The sequence below is a fragment of the Sphingomonas colocasiae genome, from assembly GCF_019880585.1.
Classification (GTDB): Bacteria; Pseudomonadota; Alphaproteobacteria; order Sphingomonadales; family Sphingomonadaceae; genus Sphingobium_A; species Sphingobium_A colocasiae.
Genome location: NZ_JAINVV010000004.1, coordinates 508,309 through 529,423 on the forward strand (window position 1 = coordinate 508,309; position 21,115 = coordinate 529,423).

The 21,115-nt window shown below is 64.7% G+C and carries 17 protein-coding genes; 12 read left to right on the forward strand and 5 right to left on the reverse strand.

What is annotated here, in order from left to right; all coding sequences use genetic code 11:
* Nucleotide 1 precedes the first annotated feature (1 nt).
* From K7G82_RS08845 to K7G82_RS08870, 6 genes are all read left to right on the forward strand, one after another.
* Nucleotides 2-1,273: a dihydrolipoamide acetyltransferase family protein gene (locus tag K7G82_RS08845; RefSeq protein ID WP_222989484.1), complete on the forward strand. Its 1,272-nt coding sequence runs from the start codon at nt 2-4 to the stop codon at nt 1,271-1,273.
* Nucleotides 1,273-1,578: a YciI-like protein gene (locus K7G82_RS08850; protein WP_222989485.1), complete on the forward strand. Its 306-nt coding sequence runs from the start codon at nt 1,273-1,275 to the stop codon at nt 1,576-1,578. Before K7G82_RS08845 ends, K7G82_RS08850 begins: the two co-directional genes overlap by 1 nt.
* A gap of 220 nt (nt 1,579-1,798) precedes the next feature.
* Nucleotides 1,799-2,113: an ArsR/SmtB family transcription factor gene (locus K7G82_RS08855; RefSeq protein WP_222989486.1), complete on the forward strand. Its 315-nt coding sequence runs from the start codon at nt 1,799-1,801 to the stop codon at nt 2,111-2,113.
* The gene (locus K7G82_RS08860) at nt 2,110-2,556 is read left to right on the forward strand and encodes an SRPBCC family protein (RefSeq protein ID WP_222989487.1); all 447 of its coding nucleotides are present in this window, start codon (nt 2,110-2,112) and stop codon (nt 2,554-2,556) included. The genes K7G82_RS08855 and K7G82_RS08860 overlap by 4 nt, the downstream gene beginning before the upstream one ends.
* Nucleotides 2,549-3,076, forward strand: coding sequence for an SRPBCC family protein (locus K7G82_RS08865; protein ID WP_222989488.1), 528 nt, complete (start codon nt 2,549-2,551; stop codon nt 3,074-3,076). The genes K7G82_RS08860 and K7G82_RS08865 overlap by 8 nt, the downstream gene beginning before the upstream one ends.
* 61 nt (nt 3,077-3,137) lie before the next feature.
* Nucleotides 3,138-5,249: a prolyl oligopeptidase family serine peptidase gene (locus K7G82_RS08870; RefSeq protein ID WP_425517253.1), complete on the forward strand. Its 2,112-nt coding sequence runs from the start codon at nt 3,138-3,140 to the stop codon at nt 5,247-5,249.
* 167 nt (nt 5,250-5,416) lie between these two features.
* Here the strand turns inward: K7G82_RS08870 and K7G82_RS08875 are convergent, their stop codons facing one another.
* On the reverse strand, nt 5,417-6,088 hold the full coding sequence (locus K7G82_RS08875) for a YiaD family glycine zipper/OmpA-like lipoprotein (protein WP_222989489.1): 672 nt from the start codon (nt 6,086-6,088) through the stop codon (nt 5,417-5,419).
* Between the two features lie 171 nt (nt 6,089-6,259).
* Here K7G82_RS08875 and K7G82_RS08880 point away from each other — a divergent pair, with 171 nt between their 5' ends.
* Entirely contained in the window at nt 6,260-7,573 is a 1,314-nt protein-coding gene (locus K7G82_RS08880) for a hemolysin family protein (protein ID WP_222989490.1), read from the forward strand.
* A gap of 160 nt (nt 7,574-7,733) precedes the next feature.
* On the opposite strand, the gene K7G82_RS30295 is transcribed toward K7G82_RS08880, so the two are convergent.
* Complete coding sequence (locus tag K7G82_RS30295; protein ID WP_222989491.1) at nt 7,734-8,672, reverse strand: hypothetical protein; 939 nt, start codon at nt 8,670-8,672, stop codon at nt 7,734-7,736.
* Nucleotides 8,673-8,773: 101 nt separating this feature from the next.
* Complete coding sequence (gene purD / locus K7G82_RS08890) at nt 8,774-10,057, reverse strand: phosphoribosylamine--glycine ligase (protein ID WP_222989492.1); 1,284 nt, start codon at nt 10,055-10,057, stop codon at nt 8,774-8,776.
* Here purD and xseA point away from each other — a divergent pair.
* From xseA to K7G82_RS08910, 4 genes are all read left to right on the forward strand, one after another.
* The gene (gene xseA, locus K7G82_RS08895) at nt 10,056-11,432 is read left to right on the forward strand and encodes an exodeoxyribonuclease VII large subunit (protein ID WP_222989493.1); all 1,377 of its coding nucleotides are present in this window, start codon (nt 10,056-10,058) and stop codon (nt 11,430-11,432) included. The two genes, purD and xseA, sit on opposite strands and share 2 nt — an antisense overlap.
* Nucleotides 11,433-11,448: 16 nt before the next feature.
* A complete protein-coding gene (locus K7G82_RS08900; RefSeq protein WP_222989494.1) occupies nt 11,449-11,649 on the forward strand; it encodes a DUF2093 domain-containing protein in 201 nt (66 codons plus the stop codon).
* Complete coding sequence (locus K7G82_RS08905) at nt 11,646-12,560, forward strand: M23 family metallopeptidase (protein ID WP_222989495.1); 915 nt, start codon at nt 11,646-11,648, stop codon at nt 12,558-12,560. Before K7G82_RS08900 ends, K7G82_RS08905 begins: the two co-directional genes overlap by 4 nt.
* A 347-nt stretch (nt 12,561-12,907) precedes the next feature.
* Nucleotides 12,908-15,835 (forward strand): TonB-dependent receptor domain-containing protein, encoded by a 2,928-nt coding sequence (locus K7G82_RS08910; RefSeq protein ID WP_343228545.1) that lies wholly within the window; start codon nt 12,908-12,910, stop codon nt 15,833-15,835.
* 92 nt (nt 15,836-15,927) lie between these two features.
* On the opposite strand, the gene K7G82_RS08915 is transcribed toward K7G82_RS08910, so the two are convergent.
* Nucleotides 15,928-17,040 carry a membrane dipeptidase gene (locus K7G82_RS08915; protein ID WP_222989496.1) on the reverse strand — a complete coding sequence of 371 codons (1,113 nt, stop codon included), beginning with the start codon at nt 17,038-17,040 and terminating at the stop codon, nt 15,928-15,930.
* Nucleotides 17,041-17,071: 31 nt separating this feature from the next.
* The gene (locus tag K7G82_RS08920) at nt 17,072-17,608 is read right to left on the reverse strand and encodes a hypothetical protein (RefSeq protein WP_343228546.1); all 537 of its coding nucleotides are present in this window, start codon (nt 17,606-17,608) and stop codon (nt 17,072-17,074) included.
* Nucleotides 17,609-17,987: 379 nt separating this feature from the next.
* On the opposite strand from K7G82_RS08920, the gene K7G82_RS08925 reads away from it, so the two are divergent.
* Entirely contained in the window at nt 17,988-21,044 is a 3,057-nt protein-coding gene (locus tag K7G82_RS08925) for a TonB-dependent receptor plug domain-containing protein (RefSeq protein WP_343228547.1), read from the forward strand.
* The last annotated feature ends 71 nt before the right edge of the window (nt 21,045-21,115 follow it).

Sequence of the window (21,115 nt, forward strand, 5' to 3'; positions counted from 1 at the left end):
CATGGCACGTTTCACGTTCAAGCTTCCCGACATCGGCGAGGGTATTTCCGAGGCCGAGATCGTCGCCTGGCACGTCAAGGTCGGCGACGTCGTCGCCGAAGACCAGCAGATTGCGGACATGATGACCGACAAGGCGACGGTGGAGATGGAATCCCCGGTCGCCGGAACCGTCGTCGAGATCGGCGGTGAGGTCGGCGACGTGATCGCGATCGGCTCCGCGCTGGTGGTGATCGAAACCGAAGGCGAGATCGCCGAGGAAGAGGCGGTCGAGGCGCGTATAGACGCCGAGACGCCCGATGCGGCGACGGTCGCCGTGGTGGAGGCCGCCGCGCCCGAGCCCGAACCCGCGCCCGCGCCCGCGCCCGCGCCGAAGGTCGTCGAAGCGCCGGTGGCGGCCCCTGCGCCGGCCGCGCCTGCCCGCCATGTTCTGGCGTCGCCTGCGGTTCGCGATCGTGCACGGACGCTCGGGATCGATCTGGCCGATGTGAAGGTGTCGGGCGATCGGGTCCGTCACGCCGACCTCGATGCCTATCTCACCTATAATGCCGGCCAGGGCTTCCGCCCGGCGGGCGCCGCGCGCGCGGACGAGGCGATCAAGGTGATCGGCATGCGTCGCCGCATCGCGGAGAACATGGCGGCGTCGAAGCGCAACATCCCGCACTTCACTTATGTGGAGGAGATCGACGTCACCGATCTGGAGGCGATGCGCGCGGACCTCAACGCCAATCGCGGCAGCCGTCCCAAGCTGACCATGCTGCCGCTGATGATCGTCGCGATCTGCAAGGCTCTGCCCGAATTCCCGATGATCAATGCGCGCTATGATGACGAGGCGGGCGTGGTGACGCGCCACGGCGCCGTCCATCTCGGCATGGCGACGCAGACCGATGCCGGGCTGATGGTGCCGGTGATCCGCGATGCGCAGGCCAAGAATGTCTGGCAGCTCGCGAGCGAGATCACGCGGCTTGCCGAGGCGGCGCGCAGCGGCAAGGCGAAGTCGGAAGAGCTTTCGGGTTCGACCTTGACGATCACGTCGCTGGGGCCGCTCGGCGGCGTCGCGACCACGCCGGTGATCAATCGTCCCGAAGTCGCGATCATCGGTCCCAACCGGGTGATCGAGCGGCCGGTGATCAGGAATGGCGAGATCGCTGTGGCGAAGCTGATGAATCTCTCCATCTCGTGCGACCACCGCGTGGTCGATGGCTGGGATGCGGCGAGCTATGTCCAGGCGATCCGCAAGCTGCTCGAGACGCCGGTCCTGCTGTTCGCGGACTGATGCGGCACTTTGTACTGACCTATGAGCTGGCGCCCGATTATATCGAGCGCCGGCCGCTTTTCCGTGCACCGCATCTGGCGCTCGCCTGGGCAGCCGCTGAACGAGGGGAGCTGGTTCTGGCGGGCGCGCTCGGCGATCCGGTGGAAGGGGCCATGCTGCTGTTTCAGGGCGAAAGCGCCGCCGTGGCGGAGGCTTTTGCACTTGCCGATCCCTATGTGGCGAACGGGCTGGTGACCAGTTGGCGGGTGCTTCCCTGGGCGACGGTCGCCGGCGAGCAGGCAGCGGTACCGGTGCGTCCCGAATAGGCTGTGTCACTGTCCCGAAGAGGGTGGAATACGTGGTTTGCTCCAAGCAAGCAAACAGGTGGCGTCATTCCGGCGAAAGCCGGAATCTCGCGCTCGATCTCGACATAGATTCCGGCTTTCGCCGGAATGACGCTGGACACTGACATGGAATATATTCAACCTTTTGGTTGATCATTGGGCGGTCTTGCTGTAATTCAACCATATGGTTGAACGACTCGACATGACATTCCACGCCCTTGCCGATCCCACGCGTCGGGGCATGCTCGCCAGCCTGGCGCTCGGCGAGAAATCGATCGGCGAACTCGCCGAACCCTATGCGATGAGCTTCGCTGGCGCCGCCAAGCATGTGAAGGTGCTCGAAGGCGCCGGCCTGATCGCACGCCGCAAGGTCGGCCGCGCCCAGCTCTGCTCGCTGCGTGCCGCGCCGCTGGCCGAAGCCCAGCAATGGCTGCGGCAATGGGAACGTTTCTGGACGCTGCGGCTTGATCGGCTGGAGGATCTGCTGCGCGACGCACCCGAGGGAGAGGCAGAATGAGCGAGCCTGTCGTCCTGACCGTTCGCCGCGATTATGCGGCGTTGCCCGAACGCGTGTTCGATGCCTGGCTCGATCCAGAGATCGCACCGCGCTTCCTGTTCGCGACGCCCGATGGAGAGATGATCCGTTGCGAGATCGACGCGCGGGTGGGCGGGCATGCCCTGATCGTCGAGCGGCGCCCGGGCGGCGATGCGGGGCACCGCCTGCGATATGAAGAGATCGACCGTCCGCGCCGGCTGGTCTTCCTGTTCGCGGCCGATCCGGCGGCGGACGGCGAATGGACACGGGTGACGATCGAGATCGCGGCCAATGGCAGCGGATCTTCGCTCACGCTGACGCATGAAATGGATCCGCGATGGGCCGAATATGAGGCGCAGACCCGAAAGGGCTGGACGATGATCCTCGAAAGCCTCGACCGTATCATGGAGAGTGAAAATGACTGACTTCGAACGCACCGCCGCCGACACGATCCGCATGGAACGGATGCTCGACGCGCCGGTCGACACGGTCTGGCGCTATCTGGCCGAATCCGAGTTGCGCGGGAAATGGTTCGCGGCCGGCGAAATGGAGCCGCGCGTGGGCGGTTCGGTCGCGCTCGTCTTCGATCACGACAATCTGTCGGCCGACGATGTGCCCTATCTCGAGCCCTATGCGAAATGGAAGGGCGCGATCGGCCATGAGCGCGTGATCGCGTTCGATCCGCCGCGCCGGCTGGCGATCAGCTGGGACGGCGGGAGCGAAGGTGTCGCGACGTTCGAACTGTTCCCGGACGGAGAGCGCACGCGGCTGGTGCTGACTCATAGCGGCATCACCGGCCCCGCGCCGATGGCCAGTTTCGGCGGCGGCTGGCATTCGCATCTCGCGGTGCTCACCGGCCTGCTCAACGGATCGCCGGTCCGCGATTTCTGGGCGGTGCATGCGGAAAGCGAAGCGGCGGTCGCGCGGGCGCTCGCATCGGCTTGAGCGCCATCCTTGCCAGTGGCGGGGCGGCATTCGATAGTCCGATCTCCACAGGAGATACCCGATGCGAATCGCCCTTGCCGCGTTTGCCATGGCGGCTATGCAGCCCGGCATGATCGCCCATGCCCAAAGCCCCGACGCCGTAGACGATCCCTATATCTGGCTGGAGGACTGGAGCGGGCCGAAATCCATGGCCTGGGTCGAAGCGGAGAATAAGCGCACGCTGCAGCGGCTTCAGGCCGATCCGCGCTACAAGACCTATTATGCCGAGGCGCTGACGATCGCGGCGGCGAAGGATCGCATTCCCTATCCCGCCCTGCTCAACGGCCGCATCTTCAACCTGTGGCGCGATGCGGCGCATCCCCAGGGCATCTGGCGCCATACCGACACAGCCGGCTATGCCTCTGCCGATCCCGAATGGACGACGATCCTCGATCTCGACGCGCTGTCGAAGGCCGAGGGCAGGAAATGGGTATGGAAGGGGGCATCCTGCCTCGATCCCGACGAGCGGCTCTGTCTCCTCCGCCTGTCCGACGGCGGCGAGGACGCCGTCACCTTGCGCGAGTTCGATCTTGAGAACGGGAAATTCGTCGAGGGCGGTTTCACGCTGTCGACGTCGAAGCAGAATGAGGCCTGGCTCGACAGGGACACGCTGCTGATCGCGCGTGACTGGGGGGCGGGGACGATGACGACCTCGGGTTATCCCTTCGTGCTCAAGACGTTGAAACGGGGGCAGCCGCTCTCGGCCGCGCGGGAGGTCTATCGCGGCGAGGCCGGCGATCAGGTCGGAGTCTGGCCGTTCATCCTCAGCGACGGCCAGGGCAATCGCGCCGCCTTTGTCCGGCGCGGCACCACCTTCTTCACCAACGAGACATTCCTGATCACGCCGCAGGGGGCGAAGAAGCTGCCCTTGCCGCCCAAGTCGAACATCCAGGGCATGGTCGACGGCCATGTGCTGATCCAGACGAGCGAGGTCTGGGAAACCGGCGGCGTGACCGTTCCCGCCGGCGCGGTGGCGACGGTGACGCTCAGGGATATCGAGAATGGCGGCGCGCTGGTGCCGACGATCCTGTTCGCGCCCAATGCGCGCCAGTCGGTCGATGGCGTCACCGCGACCAGGACGCGCGTGATCGTCGCGATCAACGACAATGTGCGTGGGCGGGCGCTGGTCTTCACGCCCGGCGCGAAGGGCTGGACGTCGACGCCGCTCAAGCTGCCCGACAATGCCTCGATCGGCGTCGTCGCGGCGACCGACAAGAGCGACCTCGCCTATGTGAACGTGACGGGCTTCCTCGATCCGACCACGCTGTGGTCGGTGGATGCGGCCAATCCGGCGCCAAGGCAGGTGAAGGCGCTGCCCGCCAAGTTCGATGCCACGAACCACATCGTCGAACAGTTCGAGGCGGTCTCGACCGACGGCACGAAGATCCCCTATTTCATCGTCCATCGGAAGGACATTGTACGCGACGGGTCCACGCCGACGCTCATGACCGCCTATGGCGGGTTCGAGGTTGCGAACACGCCCTCTTACGGCGCGATCACCGGCAAGCTCTGGCTGGAACGCGGCGGCAGCTATGTGCTCGCCAATATCCGCGGCGGCGGCGAATTCGGCCCAGCCTGGCATCAGGCCGGGCTCAAGACCAAGCGCCAGATCATCTACGATGATTTCGCGGCGGTGGCGAAGGACATCTTCGCGCGCAAGCTCTCCTCGCCGAAGACATTCGGCATCTATGGCGGCTCGAACGGCGGGCTGTTGATGGGGGTCGAGTTCAACCAGCATCCCGATCTGTGGAATGCGGTGGCGATCCAGGTGCCTTTGCTCGACATGATCCGCTACGAACAGATCGCCGCCGGCGCGTCATGGGTCGACGAATATGGCAGCGTCTCGGTGCCCGCCGAAAAGGCGTTTCTGGAGAAGATCTCGCCCTATGCGAACATCCGCAAGGGCGTCGCTTATCCCGAACCCTATATCTGGACGACGACCAAGGACGATCGCGTCGGGCCCCAGCATGCGCGCAAATTCGCCGCGCGCCTGAAGGAATATGGCCTGCCCTATCTTTTCTATGAAGACACGGCAGGTGGCCATTCGGGCGATGCGGACATCGAACAGGGCGCCCGCCTGCAGGCGCTGCAGATGACCTATTTCGCCGAGAAGCTGCTGGGGCCGGCGAAGTAGATTGAATGCTGATGTCATCCCCGCGAAAGCGGGGATCCAGCTTCTTCTTCTTTTTCCGGACGCTTCACGGAATAGCTGGATTCCCGCTTTCGCGGGAATGACAAGAGGGGTTGTGAATCGCCCATGCAATGGCCCCGCCCTCGCCGAAGCAACAGGCGGGTAGCTGATCAGCTACCCTGGGTCACCGGCACCAGCTTGATCTCGACGCGGCGATTCGCCTGGCGGCCTTCGGGCGTCGTGTTGCTGGCGATCGGGCGGCTGGCGGCGAATCCCTGGGTTCCGATCCGCGCGGATTGCACGCCGCGCATCGTCAGATAATCGGCGACGGCGCGCGCACGGTTCTGCGAGAGCGGCACGTTGATCGTGTCGTTGCCCGTCGAATCGGTATGCCCGTACACGTCGACGAAGGTCTTGTTATATTCGCGCAGGGTCGACGCGACCTGGTCGAGCGTGCCCCGGAATTCCGGCTTCACCGTATAGCTGTTGGTATCGAAGGTGACGCCGGCGGGCATGTTCAGGATCAGTTCGTCGCCCTGGCGGATCACTTCCACGTCGGTGCCCGCGGTTTGCTGGCGCAGCTTGCGTTCCTGTTCGTCCATGTAATAGCCGACCCCGGCACCCGCGAGCGCACCGATGCCTGCACCGACGATCTTTTCGGTGCGGTCGCGCCGTCCGCCGACGAGATCGCCGAGCAGATAGCCACCCAGCGCGCCGCCGATTCCGCCGATCGCGGCCTTGGAGATGCGGCGCTCGCCGGTGTTCGGATCGGTTGTGCACGCGGCGGTCAGCGTGACGGCGGAGAGCGCGGCCGTGGTGATGATCTTCGCGGATAGCCTCATGATGAATCCCTTTCCCTTGCTTGGCCGGAGCACGGTTCGGGCTCCGGATCGTGCGGTTTGCTGTCGAGTAGAACCGCTCCCGACCGTGCTTGTTCCGGATGCGCACTGAATGATCTGTGACGGCGATGTTGTGGAACTGAAAGGATTCCGCTTATAGGGGTGTCGCACGCCATGCCGCCGCTTCCCCCCTTTCCTTGGTCCGATGTCCTCATCATCCTGGCGCTCGTCGCGCTCAACGGCGTCTTCGCGATGTCGGAGCTCGCGATCGTCTCCGCGCGCAAGCCTCGGCTTCAGGCGATGGAGAAGAAGGGACGATCGGGCGCACGCACTGCGATCGCGCTCGCATCCGATCCGGGCAAGTTCCTGTCGACCGTCCAGATCGGCATCACGCTGATCGGCATCATCGCGGGCGCCTATTCAGGCGCCAGCCTGGGCGAACCGACGGCCGCGCGGCTCGAACGGCTGGGGATCGATCATGAACTGGCCGAAACGCTCGGCTTCATGATCGTCATCGGGCTCACCACCTACGCGTCGCTGATCATCGGCGAACTGGTGCCCAAGCAATTCGCGTTGCGGAAGCCGGAGCCGATCGCCGCGCTCGTGGCGGTGCCGATGCTGTGGCTGGCGCGAATCACGGCGCCGCTGGTCTGGCTGCTCGATACGACGAGCGGGCTTGTCTTCCGGCTGCTCGGCATGAATCGCGAATCGGAGGACCACGTCACCGCCGAGGAACTGCACCTGATCGTCGCGGAAGCGAGCAAGTCGGGCGTGATCGAGGAAAGCGAACGCGCGATCATCTCGGGCGTGGTGCGCCTGGCCGATCGGCCGGTGCGCGAAGTGATGACGCCGCGCACCGATGTCGACTGGATCGATGCCGACAGCGACGGCGAGGCGATTCGCGCGCGCCTGCTCGAAACGCCGCATACGCGCCTGCCCGTGGCGGAGGGATCGGTCGACCAGATCGTCGGCATCGTCCAGTCGCGCGATATCGTCGCGGCGATGATCCGCCGCGAGCCGCTCGACCTGCGCCAGCTCATGCGCAAGCCGCCGTTCCTGCCGGATCAGATCGACGCGATGAACGCGCTGGAGGCGCTGCGCCAGGCCGAGGTGCCGATGGCACTGGTCCATGACGAATATGGCCATTTCGAAGGATTGGTGACGCCGGCGGACCTGCTGATCGCGATCGCGGGCGAGTTCCGGTCGGACAGCGATATCGGCACCGATCCCGCGCTCGTCGAGCGCGATGACGGCTCCTATCTTGTCTCGGGCTCTATGCCCGCCGACCAGCTTGCCGAGAAGCTCGGCATCGATCTGCCCGAGGATCGCGACTATGCGACCGCCGCCGGCCTTGTCCTGGCCGTGCTGCGCCACCTGCCCAGGGTCGGCGAGCATTTCGACGAACAGGGCTGGCGTTTCGAGATCGTCGACATGGACGGCCGCAAGATCGACAAGCTGCTGGTGAGCGAGATCGACGACCAGGATTGACGCGGCAATCTAAGCGACCGCATTGGCGGCTGGACTGCAACCTCTAACAACTACGTTTGGGCCGAGCTTGTCGAAGCCCTGTCCTTCTACTTCGAGATCCGAAGGAAGGCAGGGCTTCGACAAGCTCAGCCCAAACGGCATGTTCTCCTGACGTCGAGCGTCAGTTCTCGCTGTCGAGCTTGCCGAACTTCGCTTCGAACGCCGCTATGTCGCCCTTGGCGAGATAGCCGGCCTGTTCGATCCACTTGTCGCGGCCGATGCGGCCCTTGAAGGTGCCAAGCTGCGGATCGATCCGAGCGACGTCGTCGTCGTTCCAGCCCGCGATCTGGTCGAAGCGCGTGATGCCGAGCCCGGTCAGCAACGTGACCAGCTTGGGGCCGACGCCTTTGAGCTGCAGCAGATTGTCCGGCCCGGTCGATACGGGGGCGGGCTTCGGCTTGGCGGCTGCCGGCTTCTTCTCCGCCGGGGCCTTGGCGGCGGGCGGGGTGGCTTTCTTGGCCGGCGCCTTGGGGGCGGGCGTCTCGACCTTCGGCGCAGGCGCAGCGGCCTTGGCCGATGCCTTGGCGGCGGTCTTCGGTGCGGCTGCGTTCTTGGGTGCTGCCGCGGGCTTCGACGCGGGTGCCGCCTTGGCGGCTGGCGCCGCTGCCTTGGCCGGGGCTTTCGCGGCCGGTGCAGCGGCCTTCTTCGCGGCGACCGGCTTCTTTTCCGCAACCGCCTTGGCGGCGGGGGCTGCCGCCTTTTTCGGAGCAGCCTTCGGTGCCGCCGGGGCCTTGGCTACCGGCGCCTTGGCGACCGGGGCCGGTGCGGGTTCCGGTGCCTTGGGCTCGGGCGCCTTCGCGACCGGTTCCGGCGCCTTTTCAGCCGGTTTGGGTGCTGGGGGTGCCTCGACGGGCGGCACGTCCGAGACCAGCGCGACAGGCGCGACGGAGGCTTCGGGCAGCGTCGGCGCGGGCGCCGCTTCGGGCAAGGCCGATTTTTCGGCGGGTGGCGGCGCGGCGGGGCGGGCCGGTTCGTCGCCTGTCCTGCGTCCGAGCAGCCAGATCAACAGTCCGACCGCCACCACGGCGAGAACGATCAGCAAGACGATGTTGAGGTCCATTGCGGCGACTCCCCTGTCGGCGAGCCCCGCCCGCCATCTGGGCCGAACCTATCAACTCGTTCCGGACTGTCCAACCCCGTGTCGACGTTTCGTCGAACCGGCTAGTCGGCCCGGCTTTCCCGCTCGACCTCGCGCCAGCCGATATCGCGCCGGCAAAAGCCTGTCGGAAAGTCGATCGCATCGACCGCCGCATAGGCCTTTGCCTGGGCTTCGGTGACGCGTGCGCCCGAGGCGGTGACATTGAGCACCCGGCCGCCATTGGCGACGATCATGCCGTCCGCCGTCGCGGTGCCGGCATGAAAGATCTTGGCGCCATTCGCTTCGGCCGCCGCGATCCCGTCGATCGCGCCGCCCTTCTCGGGCGTGCCGGGATAGCCCCTGGCGGCCATCACCACTGTCAGCGCATAGTCCTGCGCCATGGCCGGCGTCGCGCGGCCGGCGAGATCGCCCGTGGCGGCGGCGTGGAGCAGATCGAGCAGATCCTCCTCCAGCCGCATCATCAGCACCTGGCATTCGGGGTCGCCGAAGCGCGCATTATATTCGATCAGCTTCGGTCCCTCGGGCGTCAGCATCAGCCCGGCATAAAGCACGCCGATATAGGGCATGCCCTCCGCCGCCAGCGTCTCGGCGGTCGGCCGGACGATCCGGTCCATCGCCTGCGCCTCCAGTTCGGCCGTGAGCACGGGGGCGGGGCTGTATGCGCCCATGCCGCCGGTATTGGGGCCGACATCGCCGTCGCCGACGCGCTTATGGTCCTGCGCCGATCCGAAGGGCAGGACGGTGGCGCCGTCGCACAAAGCGAAGAAGCTCGCCTCCTCGCCCGTCATGAATTCCTCGATCACCACTTCCGCGCCCGCGGCGCCGAAGCCGCCCGCGAACATGTCCGCGATCGCTGCTTCCGCCTCGGCACGCGTTTCGGCGATGATCACGCCCTTGCCGGCGGCCAGCCCGTCGGCCTTGATCACCACCGGCAGGCCGAAGCCACCGAGCGCGGCAATCGCCTCGTCGGCGCTGGTCGTCCGCACATAGCCGGCGGTGGGGATGCCGGCGCGTGCGCACAGATCCTTGGTGAATCCCTTGGAGCCTTCGAGCTGCGCGGCGTCTCTGCCGGGGCCGAACACCGGAATGCCGGCGGCGCGCAGGCTGTCCGCCAGGCCATCGACCAGCGGCGCTTCCGGGCCGACCACGACCAGGCCGATTTCGCGCGCCCCGCAGAAATCGATCACCGCTGCGTGATCGGTCGCATCGAGCTTGACCAGTTCGGCGTGAGCGGCAATTCCGGGATTGCCGGGTGCGGCGAACAATGCGGTGAGGCTGGGCGATTGCGCCAGCTTCCAGGCGAGCGCATGTTCGCGGCCACCGGAGCCGAGCAGCAGGACATTCATGAACGACTTTTCCTTCACCGACGATGGAGCCCGGCTGTTAGCGGAGGAGCGGGCGGGGGACAACGCACCAGCTTTGTCGGTGACCGAACTCTCCGGCGCGCTCAAGCGGATGGTGGAGGAGAGCTTCTCCCATGTCCGCCTGCGCGGCGAGATTTCGGGCTATAAGCGTGCCGCCTCGGGCCATGTCTATCTGACGCTCAAGGACGAACGCTCCGCGATCGACGCGATCATCTGGAAGGGGCAGGCCGCGCAGATCCCGTTCCGGCCCGAGGACGGGATCGAGGTGATCGCGACCGGCCGGCTCACCACCTATCCCGGACGCTCCAAATACCAGATCGTGATCGATCGCCTTGAACTGGCGGGCGAGGGCGCGCTGATGTTGCTGCTCGAGAAGCTCAAGGCGAAGCTTGGCGCCGAGGGGCTGTTCGATCAGGGCCGCAAGGTGCGGCTGCCCTATCTGCCGCAGGTGATCGGCGTCGTCACCTCGCCGACGGGCGCGGTGATCCGTGACATTCTCCATCGGCTGGAGGATCGGTGCCCCACCCGCGTGATCGTCTGGCCGGTGCTGGTGCAAGGGCAGGGGGCCGCGGACCAGATCGCGGCGGCGGTTCGCGGGTTTAGCGGGATCACGCCCGGCGGACCCGTGCCAAGGCCCGATCTCGTCATCGTCGCGCGCGGCGGGGGATCGATCGAGGATCTCTGGTCCTTCAACGAGGAAGTCGTGGTGCGCGCCGTCGCTGAATGCACCATTCCGATCATCTCGGCGGTCGGACACGAAACCGATACGACGCTGTGCGATTATGCCGCCGATATCCGAGCGCCGACGCCCACCGCCGCCGCCGAGATCGCGGTGCCGGTCCGCGCGGACCTGCTGGGTCATCTGCGCGAACAGGGCCTGCGCATGCAGCGCTGCGCCAATCGCTACCGCGAGCGCGCGGGCGAGCGGCTGCAGGCGCTGACGCGTCTGCTGCCCAAGCCCGCGCAATTGCTCGATCCGCAGCGGCAGCGCGTCGACGACAATGCGGAGCGGTTGCGCCGTGGGCTTGGCCGGCGTCTGTCCGATGCGCGCGGAGAACTCGCGCGGGCCGGCGGTGCCTTGCGGCCCGCGGTGCTGACGCAGCGGCTGGCCCGCGACCGCGACCGGCTGGAGCGAACCTGGCGGCTGGCGACCTCGCTCAACCCCACCAATCTGCTCCAGCGCGGCTATGCCATGGTCGAGCAGCGCGGCGGCGAGGTGGTGACGAGCGCCGCCGGAGCGCGGGCGGCCGGCGCGCTGACGCTTCGCTTCGCCGATGGCGCGGTGGATGCGCGGGTTGAGCGGCCGGGCGGCAAGCCCTATGTTAAGCCTGAAACCCAGCAGCCAGAGCTGTTTTAGGAGCCAGAATATCCCAATGCTGATGTCGCATGCCGGACGCGCCGCGAAACTCCACTATATGGCGAACGCCTTTCGCGTGCTCGTGCCCGGCGATAATGTGGTGTGCGCGGTGACCGGCGAGCGCATTCCGCTCGATTCATTGCGGTACTGGAATGTGGCGCGGCAGGAGCCCTATGCCAGCGCGGAAATCGCGGTGCGGGCAGAGCTGAACGGATGAGGCTGAATTCCGGGCTGGTGACGGCCGCCTTGGCCGGCATCATTCTGGGTACTTGCGCGCCGCTTCCAACGGCATCCGCCGCACCGCCGACCGTCAAGGCCGCCCAGCCGATTCCAAATCGCGCCAGTGCGCCGCCGGAGCGCCGCAGCTTCGGGTTCGAAGGCGCGATGAGCCAGGGGGGCGTGGTGCTGGGATCGGCACCGTCGGGCACGGTTTCACTCACACTCGATGGCCGTTCCGTCGATCTTGCGCCCGATGGCCGTTTCGTCATCGGATTCGGCCGGGACGCCGCTCCGGCCGCGACCTTGGTCGCGCGATTGGAGAATGGTGGAGAAGTCCGCGAGGCATTGACGATCGCGCCGCGCGCCTGGCGGATCGAGAATCTCAACACGCTGGCGCGCTTTTCGCGGCCCAGCGCGGAATTCGAACGGTTGCGTGCACCCGAACTGGCGGCGATCGAGGCGGCGCGCGCGATTGCAACCGACAGTCAGGGCTGGCGACAGCGTTTCCAATGGCCGGTGACGGGGCGCATCAGCGGCCTTTTCGGTGCCCAGCGCGTCTATCGGGGTGAGCCGGGCGCCTATCATTCGGGTGTCGATGTCGCGAAACCGACGGGCACGATCCTTGTAGCCCCAGCGGATGGTGTCGTGGTGCTGGCGGCCGATCATCCCTTCACGCTGGAGGGAAATTTGCTGATGATCGACCATGGCATGGGCCTCAACAGCGCCTTTCTGCATCTTTCACGCATCGATGTGAAAGCCGGCGATCATGTCCGGCGCGGCCAGGCACTGGGCGCGATCGGCGCGACGGGCCGCGCGACCGGGCCGCACATGCACTGGAGCATGAAGTGGAAGGATCAGCGCATCGATCCGTTGTTGCTGGCAGGGCCGATGACGGGCGTCGCGCAATAGGCGCCGTCGCGGGCGCCCCATAACGGACGGGCCTGCAAAGATATCCATGGGCCGATGGAAATCTTTACGCGTTGAACGCGTTGCGATCTCGCCACTTTTCTTTTCAATCGGATAGCGATTCACACTGTAACAAACTGTTGCAAAATTGTGACTGTCGCCAGGCAACCATCCAATTTGGATGAACCCCCGCTTTACGGCGGTGACCGGATGGGGCAATTCGCCGCTTAATCGGAAAATGGGGGGGTCTGGGACGCTGTCGCTCTTCTCCGCTGGAGCTGGCTGTGTTCCCCCGCCGATTATGTGTTGCCCCGATCGGGGCCTGTAACATCAGTGAAGGGACTGAAACCGTGATAAAAATCAGCAAGACCCGCGGGCTGCGCGCCAGCGCGGCACCGTTCGTGCTCGGTTTGGCGCTGCTCTCCGCGCCGAGCTTCGCGCAGGATGCGGCGCCGCAGGCGGCCGACGAGGCCGCTGGCGAAGAAGCCGCCATCATCGTCACCGGTTCGCGCATCGTGCGTCCGGACCTCGCGGCATCGGTGCCGCTCGCGACCGTTTCCGAGGAACTGATCCAGGAATCGGGTACCGGCAACATTCAGGACGCGCTCGCGGACCTGCCGTCGGTGGGCCAGAACATCAGCCGTACCTCGTCCAACTTCTCGACCACCGGCAACGGTGTCGCGACCGTCAACCTGCGCAACCTGGGTTCCGCGCGTACGCTGGTGCTGGTCAATGGCCGCCGCTTCGTCGCTGGTCTGCCCGGCACTTCGATCGTTGACCTCAACACCATCCCGACCGACCTGATCAAGCGCATCGACGTCGTCACCGGCGGCGCTTCGGCGGTCTATGGTTCGGAAGCCATCTCCGGCGTCGTCAACTTCATCCTTGACGATCGTTTCGAGGGGTTCCGTTTCCGCGGCCAGGGTTCGATCACCGACAAGGGTGATGCCGGCCGTCAATATGTGTCGGGCACCTTCGGTCACTCGTTCGCCGATGGGCGTGGTCATGTGACGCTCTATGGCCAGTATGATCGCGACGAAGGCCTGCGTTCGCGCAATCGCAAATTCTCGGCGACCGACATTCCCAACCGCAGCTCCTTCTCTGCGCAGGGTTTGTTCAGCCTCGACGAGCTGAATCCCAACCGTCCGGAATTCTCGCCGGGTGCGAATGCGTTCACCTATGATGCTTCCAACAATCTGAAGCAGTATCAGAGCGCCAATATCGACGGGTACAACCGCAATGCGGACCGTTATCTGGGCGTGCCGGTCGAGCGTTATATGGGCAACCTGCTGGCGGACTATGAGATCACCGACGGTGTGACCGCCTATTTCGAAGGCAGCTTCGTCAAGAGCAAGTCGCGCTCGAGCCTCGAGCCGCAGGCTGTTGCCGATACCGACCTGGTTTATGCCGACGGTACGCCGTTCGCGGGCATTCCGCTCACCAATCCGTTCATCCCCACAGCGATTCTCGCGCGTATCAATGCGCTGAATTCCGATGCCGATCCGACCAACAATGTCGGCAACACGCTGTTCTTCCGTCGCCGTTCGAACGACATCTTCAATCGCAGCAACCGCAACGATCGCGAAACCTGGCGCGTGGTTGCCGGCCTGCGCGGCGATATCGGTTCGAAGCTGAACTGGGACGTCTATTACACCCACGGCGAGACCAAGGACTATACGCGGTCCGAAACGATTCTCGGTCCGAACTACATCAACGCGCTCAACGCGGTGCAGGGGCCGAATGGACCGGTTTGCTCGATCAACGTCGATGCCAATCCGAACAATAACGATCCGAACTGCGTGCCGATCAACATTTTCGGATTCAATTCGGTCGACCCGCGTGCTGCCGCCTATGTGACCAACAACGGTCAGCTTTCGACCTATAACGCGAAGATCAAGCAGGACGTGTTCTCTGCGTCGATCTCGGGCGATCTCTTCGATCTTCCCGGTGGCGCGCTCGGCGTCGCGGGCGGCTTCGAATATCGTCGCGAATCGAGCACCGAGGACTTTGACGAGGCGACCAATCTCGGCCTGACTCTCGGCAACTTCCTGTCCGACACGCGCGGCAAGTACAACGTCAAGGAAGGCTTCATCGAGGTCAACGCCCCGATCATCTCGGAGCGTCCCGGTTTCCACTATCTCGGCCTCGAAGGCGCGGCGCGTTACGCCGACTATTCGACCGTCGGTGGCGTGTGGAGCTGGAAGGTGGGCGGCACCTATGCGCCGACGCCGGACATCAAGTTCCGCGCTGCCTATGCGGAAGCGACCCGTGCGCCGAACATTTCGGAGCTCTTCTCGGCGCAGAGCGAAACCTTCCCGGCCGTCATCGATCCTTGCGATCAGCGTGCGGGCGAGGGCGACACCGGAGCAATCACGATTCCGCGTTCGAGCCTGCCTGCGGCGTGCCTTGCCATTCCGGCGATCGCTTCGGCTTCGAACACCGCGAATGGCTTTGTCTATTCGACGGCGCAGATCCAGAACATCAACGGCTTCCTGGGCGGCAACCCCAACCTGAAGCAAGAGACGGCGAAGACGCTGACGATCGGCGGCGTGTTCACGCCGACCTTCCTGCGCAACTTCAGCCTGACCGTCGATTATTATCGCATCAAGGTTCAGGATGCGATCGGCATCATCGGTCAGCAGACGTCGCTGGACGAGTGCTTGACCGGCAGTGGCGAGGCGATCTTCTGCGACAATATCGTCCGCGATGCCACGGGCCGCGTCACGACCGTCAATGCGATCAACCTCAACACCGGTTCGTTCACCGTTGAAGGCATCGATACGCAGGTTCGTTACCGTACCAGCCTGGGCGGCAATGCCAGCCTGGATCTGAACGTCTATTGGAACCACCTGCTCGCACAGAGCCAGGTTTCCTATCCGGGCGGTCCGAAACAGGACGAACTCGGCCAGCTCGACTGCTATTCGTGCGGTCGCCTGGGCAGCGGTTTCAAGGACAAGGTGACCGCTTCGGCTACGCTGAAGTATGACACCTTCTCGCTGAACTGGCGCACGAACTACTACAGCTCGGTCGTGGACGATCTGACGAAGACCACCCCGATCAGCACCGGTTCGTTCTGGTATCACGACGCGCAGCTGCGTACCTCGCTGGGCGAGAAGAGCGCGTTCGACTTCTACATCGGCGTGAACAATGTCTTCGACAAGAAGCCCCCGATTTTCGGTGACACCAATGTCGTCACCTTCCCGGGCGCGCAAACCTCGGCGAACACCTACGACCTGTATGGCCGTATGTTCTACGCGGGCGTGGACGTGAAGTTCTAGAAGCCGCAGTCAGAGGCGGAGGCGCCAGGCGCTTCCGCCAATGGCGGAAACAAGAAGGGGCGGAGCCGGAAGGCTCCGCCCTTTTTTGAATTTCAGCCGAGCACGTCGGCCAGCACGCGTGCCCAGTTGCCGCCCATGATGCGGTCGATCTCGCCGCCGGTGAAGCGGCTGCGCTCCAGCGCGCGACGGATGCGCGTCATTCGGTCGATGCTGTTGAGTTCCGGGATCACGACATGTTCGGGGATCGTCGCGAAGCCGGGAATGCCGGAATCGCGCATCGCGATCCACCAGGGCAGATATTCCTTCACGCCCTCGCGATTGTCGTTGTCGAGCTTGAGCAGGTTGGTCTGCCCGGCCATCGGAAAATCGTTGGAGATGCCCACGGCGTCGATGCCGCCGACACGGATGACGTTGCGGATATTGGCGATCAGGTGATCGACGGTCGGTACCGGATCGCGCGTCAGCCAGAAGCTCATCATGAAGATGCCCATCATGCCCCCGCGTTCCGCCACTGCACGGATCGCCGCATCGGATGCGCAGCGCGGATGATCGACGATCGCCTTGCAGGCGCCGTGCGAGATCACGATCGGCGTCCGGCTCGCGCGCGCCGCTTCCAGCATCGTCGGCTCGGATCCGTGCGACACGTCGGGCAGGATTCGCAGCCGGTTCATTTCGTCCAGGCCCTCGCGGCCCAGCGCGGTCAGGCCCGTCTGTACGCGTTCCAGCGCGCCACCCGCGAAGAGATTGTTGTTGTGATGCGTGAATTGCAGGATGCGCAATCCCTTGCCATGGAAGCGCGCGATCCGTGACAGATCGGTGCCCACCGGCTCGCAGGACTGGAACTGGAGGAAAGCCGCGCATCCCGGCCGGCTGCCGATTTCGCTGCCCTTGAGCGCGACGAAACCATATTCGCTCGAGCGCAGCCGCTCCGCCGCCTTGTCGAGCGCGGCGTCATTGACCTCGAATGTCCGCAGATAGCGGGGAATGCCCTGCGCGTCCTTGACCTCCTGCACCTCGGATACGTCGCAGATCATGGCCGTCAGTCCGGCTGCGCGGATCTCCGCGAGATCCTCGGGCAGGAAGCTGAGGCCATCGATCACCGGAGGTGTGCCGCCGCGACCGGACAATGTGCTGGTGCACGCGCCGAGCGCGGCCGCGGCGCCTGCGGCCATCAACGATCGGCGGGTCATCATGGTGGTGGTCATTCGAATCTTTCGGAGCCGGGATTGGTGGGGGTCAGCCTACACGTTTCATGCGAAAGGCGGGCCAGTTGCCGACCTTGCCGACATAGCTGCCAAGCGCGCCGCGCTTGATCTCGATCGTCATGCCGCTGCGAGGCGCGCGATTCTTGATGGGTTCGACGGTCTGCCATTCTGCGCCGTCTTCCAGATGGAACGACCATTTGCCGTAGCCGATCTCGCGCACCGACGTGATCTTCGCCTCGATCGTCGCGAATTCGGGCTTCATCTCGTCATTGTCACCGCCCAGGAATGGCAGTTTGGGGAAGCTGAAGCCGAACAGCGACCGGCGCGTTTTCTTCAGCCCTTCCTTGTCGAGCACGACGACCTCGTCGCGCTGTGCGGCCGCGTCCATCGCCGCGACCTGTTGATCGTAACAGGCGAGGCGCTGGGCACTGTCGGTGATCGCGCGACAGTCGAGCAGCTTGTTGAAGATCTCCGGCCGTTGCTGCGTGCCTGGTGCGGCTGAGGCCGGCAGGAAGCCGATGACTGCCGCGCCCATCGTCATCGAACCGATCAAGCCAAGCTTCGCCATTCTGGATCGTTTCATCGCGCGCTTCCCCCTGTGCCGTATCAACCGGACGGTTTCATCATGAAGAGTGCACCACGCCGGCGCAAGCGGCCGTCAACGGGGCGCTATTGGGCAGGTCCCTCAGTTTTTCTTGGCCGATATAGGATATGCGAGGCAAAGCGCGCCTATTTCGCAACTCTTTGAAGGTCTTGTTGCATAATAGATACAGGCGGCGACAAAAGCAGGCAGCGCCAGCCGGTCATGCTTTACAGTGATTCTAGGTCCTCACACTATAAGGATAGCTGTGTGTGGATTTGGGGGCGTCGTCCAAAGCGCGCATTTTCATACACTGGCGACAAACAGGCGGAATTGCCCGCCACAACCCAGATTAAGGGGCTGGATTGTGACTAAACTCTCTACGAACGCGCTTTTGCGCGCGACCGCTGCGCATGCCATTTTGGGCGCAGCCTTTCTCTCCACACCGCTCTACGCTCAGACTGCTGAAGCGACAGCCGATACCGAAGAGGCGATCATCGTCACCGGTACGCGCATTCAGCGGCCGGATCTGGAAATCTCCAGCCCGGTCAATGTCATCGGCGCCGAGGATATCCAGTTCAAGCAGCCGAACACCGCCGAAGATCTGCTGCGCGATCTGCCGTCGGTGCGCCCGGCGCTTGGCCCGGCGGTGAACAATGGCGGTGACGGTTCGGCGCAGGTCGACCTTCGCGGCCTCAACCAGGCCGGCACCAACACGTCGCAGCGCACGCTGGTGCTGCTCGACGGCCGCCGTGTCGTTCCGTTCGGCCTCGACGGTTTTGTCGATCTCAACAATATCCCGGTGGCGCTGGTCGAGCGCGTCGATGTCGTCACGGGTGGCGCATCGACGGTGTACGGCGCCGACGCCGTCGCCGGCGTTGTCAACTTCGTGCTCAAGCAGGACTTCCGGGGCATCGATTTCTCGGGCAGCTATCGCATCAGCGAGCGTGGCGATGCGCGCCAGTTCCGTGGCGACATCACAATGGGCGCGGGCTTCGACGACGGTCGCGGCAATGTCGTGCTGTCGATGGGCTATACCGATCGCGCACCACTCTTCTCGACCAGCCGTTCCGTCGGCCGCTTCCCGCGTTCGATCGCCAACGGCAATTTCCAGGGCGCGACCGCAGCGGTTCCGACCATCCTGCAGGGCTCGCCGTCCAACGCGGCACTTGGCCTGGGCCCCAGCGATTTCGGCGCGGCATATGATCCCGCGCTTGGCGCATTCCGCACCGCCCTGCAGTCGGACACGTACAACACCAACGAATTCCAGTATGTTCAGGCGCCGCTCGAGCGCTTCAACGTCTATGCGGCGGCGCGCTACGAGATCGCCGACTGGATCGAGGCCTATAGCTCGGGCATGTTCACCCGCAACTCGGCGCGCATCCAGCTTGCCTCGACCGGCACGTTCAGCAATCCGTTCTCGATTCCGCTGAGCAACGCCTATCTGCCGGTGGCCGCGCGCAATCAGCTTTGCAACGCGTTCGACACCGATCCGAATACGGCTGGCATCCAACCGCTCACTGCCGCTCAATGTACGGCGGCCGCTGCTGCGACCTCGCGGACCGATCCCAACTATCGTGAGATCGCCGCCTCGCCGGGCCGCCGCATCGTCGAGTTCGGCGCACGCGGCAACCAGGTCGATTCGACGCAGTTCCAGCTCAACTTCGGCTTCCGGGGCACGATCTTCGACAATCTGAAGTATGATCTGTTCGCGCAATATGGCGAAACCAACCAGAACCAGACCCGCGAGAACTGGGGTTCGTACACCAAGCTGCAACAAGCGCTGCGTTCGTATCGCAACGCGGCCGGCCAGGCGGTCTGCTACGACACCACCAATGGCTGCGTTCCGATCAACCTGTTCGGTCCGCTCGGCAGCATCACCGCCGACCAGCTCGCCTTCATCGATCTCGACGCGCAGATCCGTCGCGTCGTGAAGCAGAGCGTGATCGGCGGCAACATCTCGGGCGATCTGTTCGGCCTGAAGAGCCCGTTCGCCGATGGCGCGATCGCTTTCTCGATCGGCGCTGAGCGCCGCGTGCTTTCGGCGCGCAGCTCGCCGGACGCGCCGTCGCAGATCCAGAGCGAAGTGCTGGGCACCGGTGCGCGCACGCCGCCCGATTTCGGTCGTATCGCGGTCAATGAGGTCTTCGGCGAAATCATCATCCCGATCGTGCAGGACAAGCCCTTCTTCAAGAGCCTGACGGCTGAGGGCGGCATCCGTTATTCGGACTACACCACGACGGGTGCATCGACGACGTGGAAGGCGGGCGGCAGCTACGAGCCGATCGACGGCTTCAAGTTCCGCGGCATGTATCAGGTCGCGGTGCGATCGCCGAACATCCAGGAACTGTTCCAGTCTCCGGTGACGGGCCTGAACAACCTGAACCCCGATCCCTGCCAGGCGAGCCAGTTGCCCTCGGCCGCCGCGAACCCGGCTCTGGCCGCGCTCTGCGTCTATACGGGCGCGCCGTCGAGCACGATCGGCCAGATTCCGTCGCCGACTTCGGGACAGATCAACGCGACCACCTCGGGCAATCCGAATCTCGATGTCGAGCGGGCCTACACCTATACGCTGGGCGCCGTTCTTCAGCCGAACTTCATTCCGCGGCTCGCGATCACGGTCGATTATTTCAACATCGTGATCAAGGATGCGATCAGCAACCCGGCGGCGAACGACATTCTGGTCGGTTGCTATGGTGCGGCTGGTGCAGCGACGCCGACGACCCCGAGCGCCTTCTGCGACCTCATCCGTCGCAGCCCGCTCAACGGTTCGCTCAACGGCGCGGGTGAAACGCCGGGCGTGATCCTGTCGGGCTCGAACCTCGGGCGGATCGAAACGGCGGGCATCGACCTCGGCGTCACCTATCGTCTCGATCTCGCCGATCTGGGCCTGGGTGGTGATCCGGGTTCGCTGCGTTTCGCCTTCAACGGCACCTGGCTGGATTATTATCACTTCCAGGCGACCCCGAGGTCGATCAACCGCGATTGTACCGGCTATTACAGCACGAGCTGCACCAATCCGCGCGCGGAATGGAAGTGGAATGCCCGCCTGACCTATTCGACGGGGCCGTTCGACTTCTCGCTCAACTGGTCTCATATTTCGGCCGTCAAGCTCGAGCCTGCCGCTTTGCCGGCAGCGAGCCGCCCGCCGATCGATGTGCCGCAGACTGCCGGTCCGAACCCGGCGACGATTTTCGACGCTTATGAAGCGATCCCAGCCTACGACTATTTCGATCTTGGCATCTCGGCGGATGTCAGCGAGAATCTCAGCATGACGCTGACCGTCGACAACCTGTTCGACAAGAAGCCTCCGGTCGTCGGCGCGACCATCGGCGGTACGGCGTTCAACAACGCCAACACCTTCCCGAGCACCTATGACGTGCTGGGACGCACCTTCACGGTCGGCGCTCGTCTGAAGTTCTGATCGTCGAAGACATTCGGGAAACTTGGGGGCGGGCCGTGTGTCCGCCCCTTTTCTTTTGGACCGCACGATCG

Coding starts and splice junctions, on each gene's coding strand:
- K7G82_RS08915 (WP_222989496.1), bottom strand. CDS start 17,040: ATGACCACCACCATGATGACCCGCCGATCGTTGATGGCCGCAGGCGCC.
- K7G82_RS08850 (WP_222989485.1), top strand. CDS start 1,273: ATGCGGCACTTTGTACTGACCTATGAGCTGGCGCCCGATTATATCGAG.
- K7G82_RS08845 (WP_222989484.1), top strand. CDS start 2: ATGGCACGTTTCACGTTCAAGCTTCCCGACATCGGCGAGGGTATTTCC.
- xseA (WP_222989493.1), top strand. CDS start 10,056: ATGAACGACTTTTCCTTCACCGACGATGGAGCCCGGCTGTTAGCGGAG.
- K7G82_RS08920 (WP_343228546.1), bottom strand. CDS start 17,608: ATGGCGAAGCTTGGCTTGATCGGTTCGATGACGATGGGCGCGGCAGTC.
- K7G82_RS08860 (WP_222989487.1), top strand. CDS start 2,110: ATGAGCGAGCCTGTCGTCCTGACCGTTCGCCGCGATTATGCGGCGTTG.
- K7G82_RS08865 (WP_222989488.1), top strand. CDS start 2,549: ATGACTGACTTCGAACGCACCGCCGCCGACACGATCCGCATGGAACGG.
- K7G82_RS08900 (WP_222989494.1), top strand. CDS start 11,449: ATGCTGATGTCGCATGCCGGACGCGCCGCGAAACTCCACTATATGGCG.
- purD (WP_222989492.1), bottom strand. CDS start 10,057: ATGAATGTCCTGCTGCTCGGCTCCGGTGGCCGCGAACATGCGCTCGCC.
- K7G82_RS08875 (WP_222989489.1), bottom strand. CDS start 6,088: ATGAGGCTATCCGCGAAGATCATCACCACGGCCGCGCTCTCCGCCGTC.
- K7G82_RS08870 (WP_425517253.1), top strand. CDS start 3,138: ATGCGAATCGCCCTTGCCGCGTTTGCCATGGCGGCTATGCAGCCCGGC.
- K7G82_RS08855 (WP_222989486.1), top strand. CDS start 1,799: ATGACATTCCACGCCCTTGCCGATCCCACGCGTCGGGGCATGCTCGCC.
- K7G82_RS08880 (WP_222989490.1), top strand. CDS start 6,260: ATGCCGCCGCTTCCCCCCTTTCCTTGGTCCGATGTCCTCATCATCCTG.
- K7G82_RS30295 (WP_222989491.1), bottom strand. CDS start 8,672: ATGGACCTCAACATCGTCTTGCTGATCGTTCTCGCCGTGGTGGCGGTC.
- K7G82_RS08905 (WP_222989495.1), top strand. CDS start 11,646: ATGAGGCTGAATTCCGGGCTGGTGACGGCCGCCTTGGCCGGCATCATT.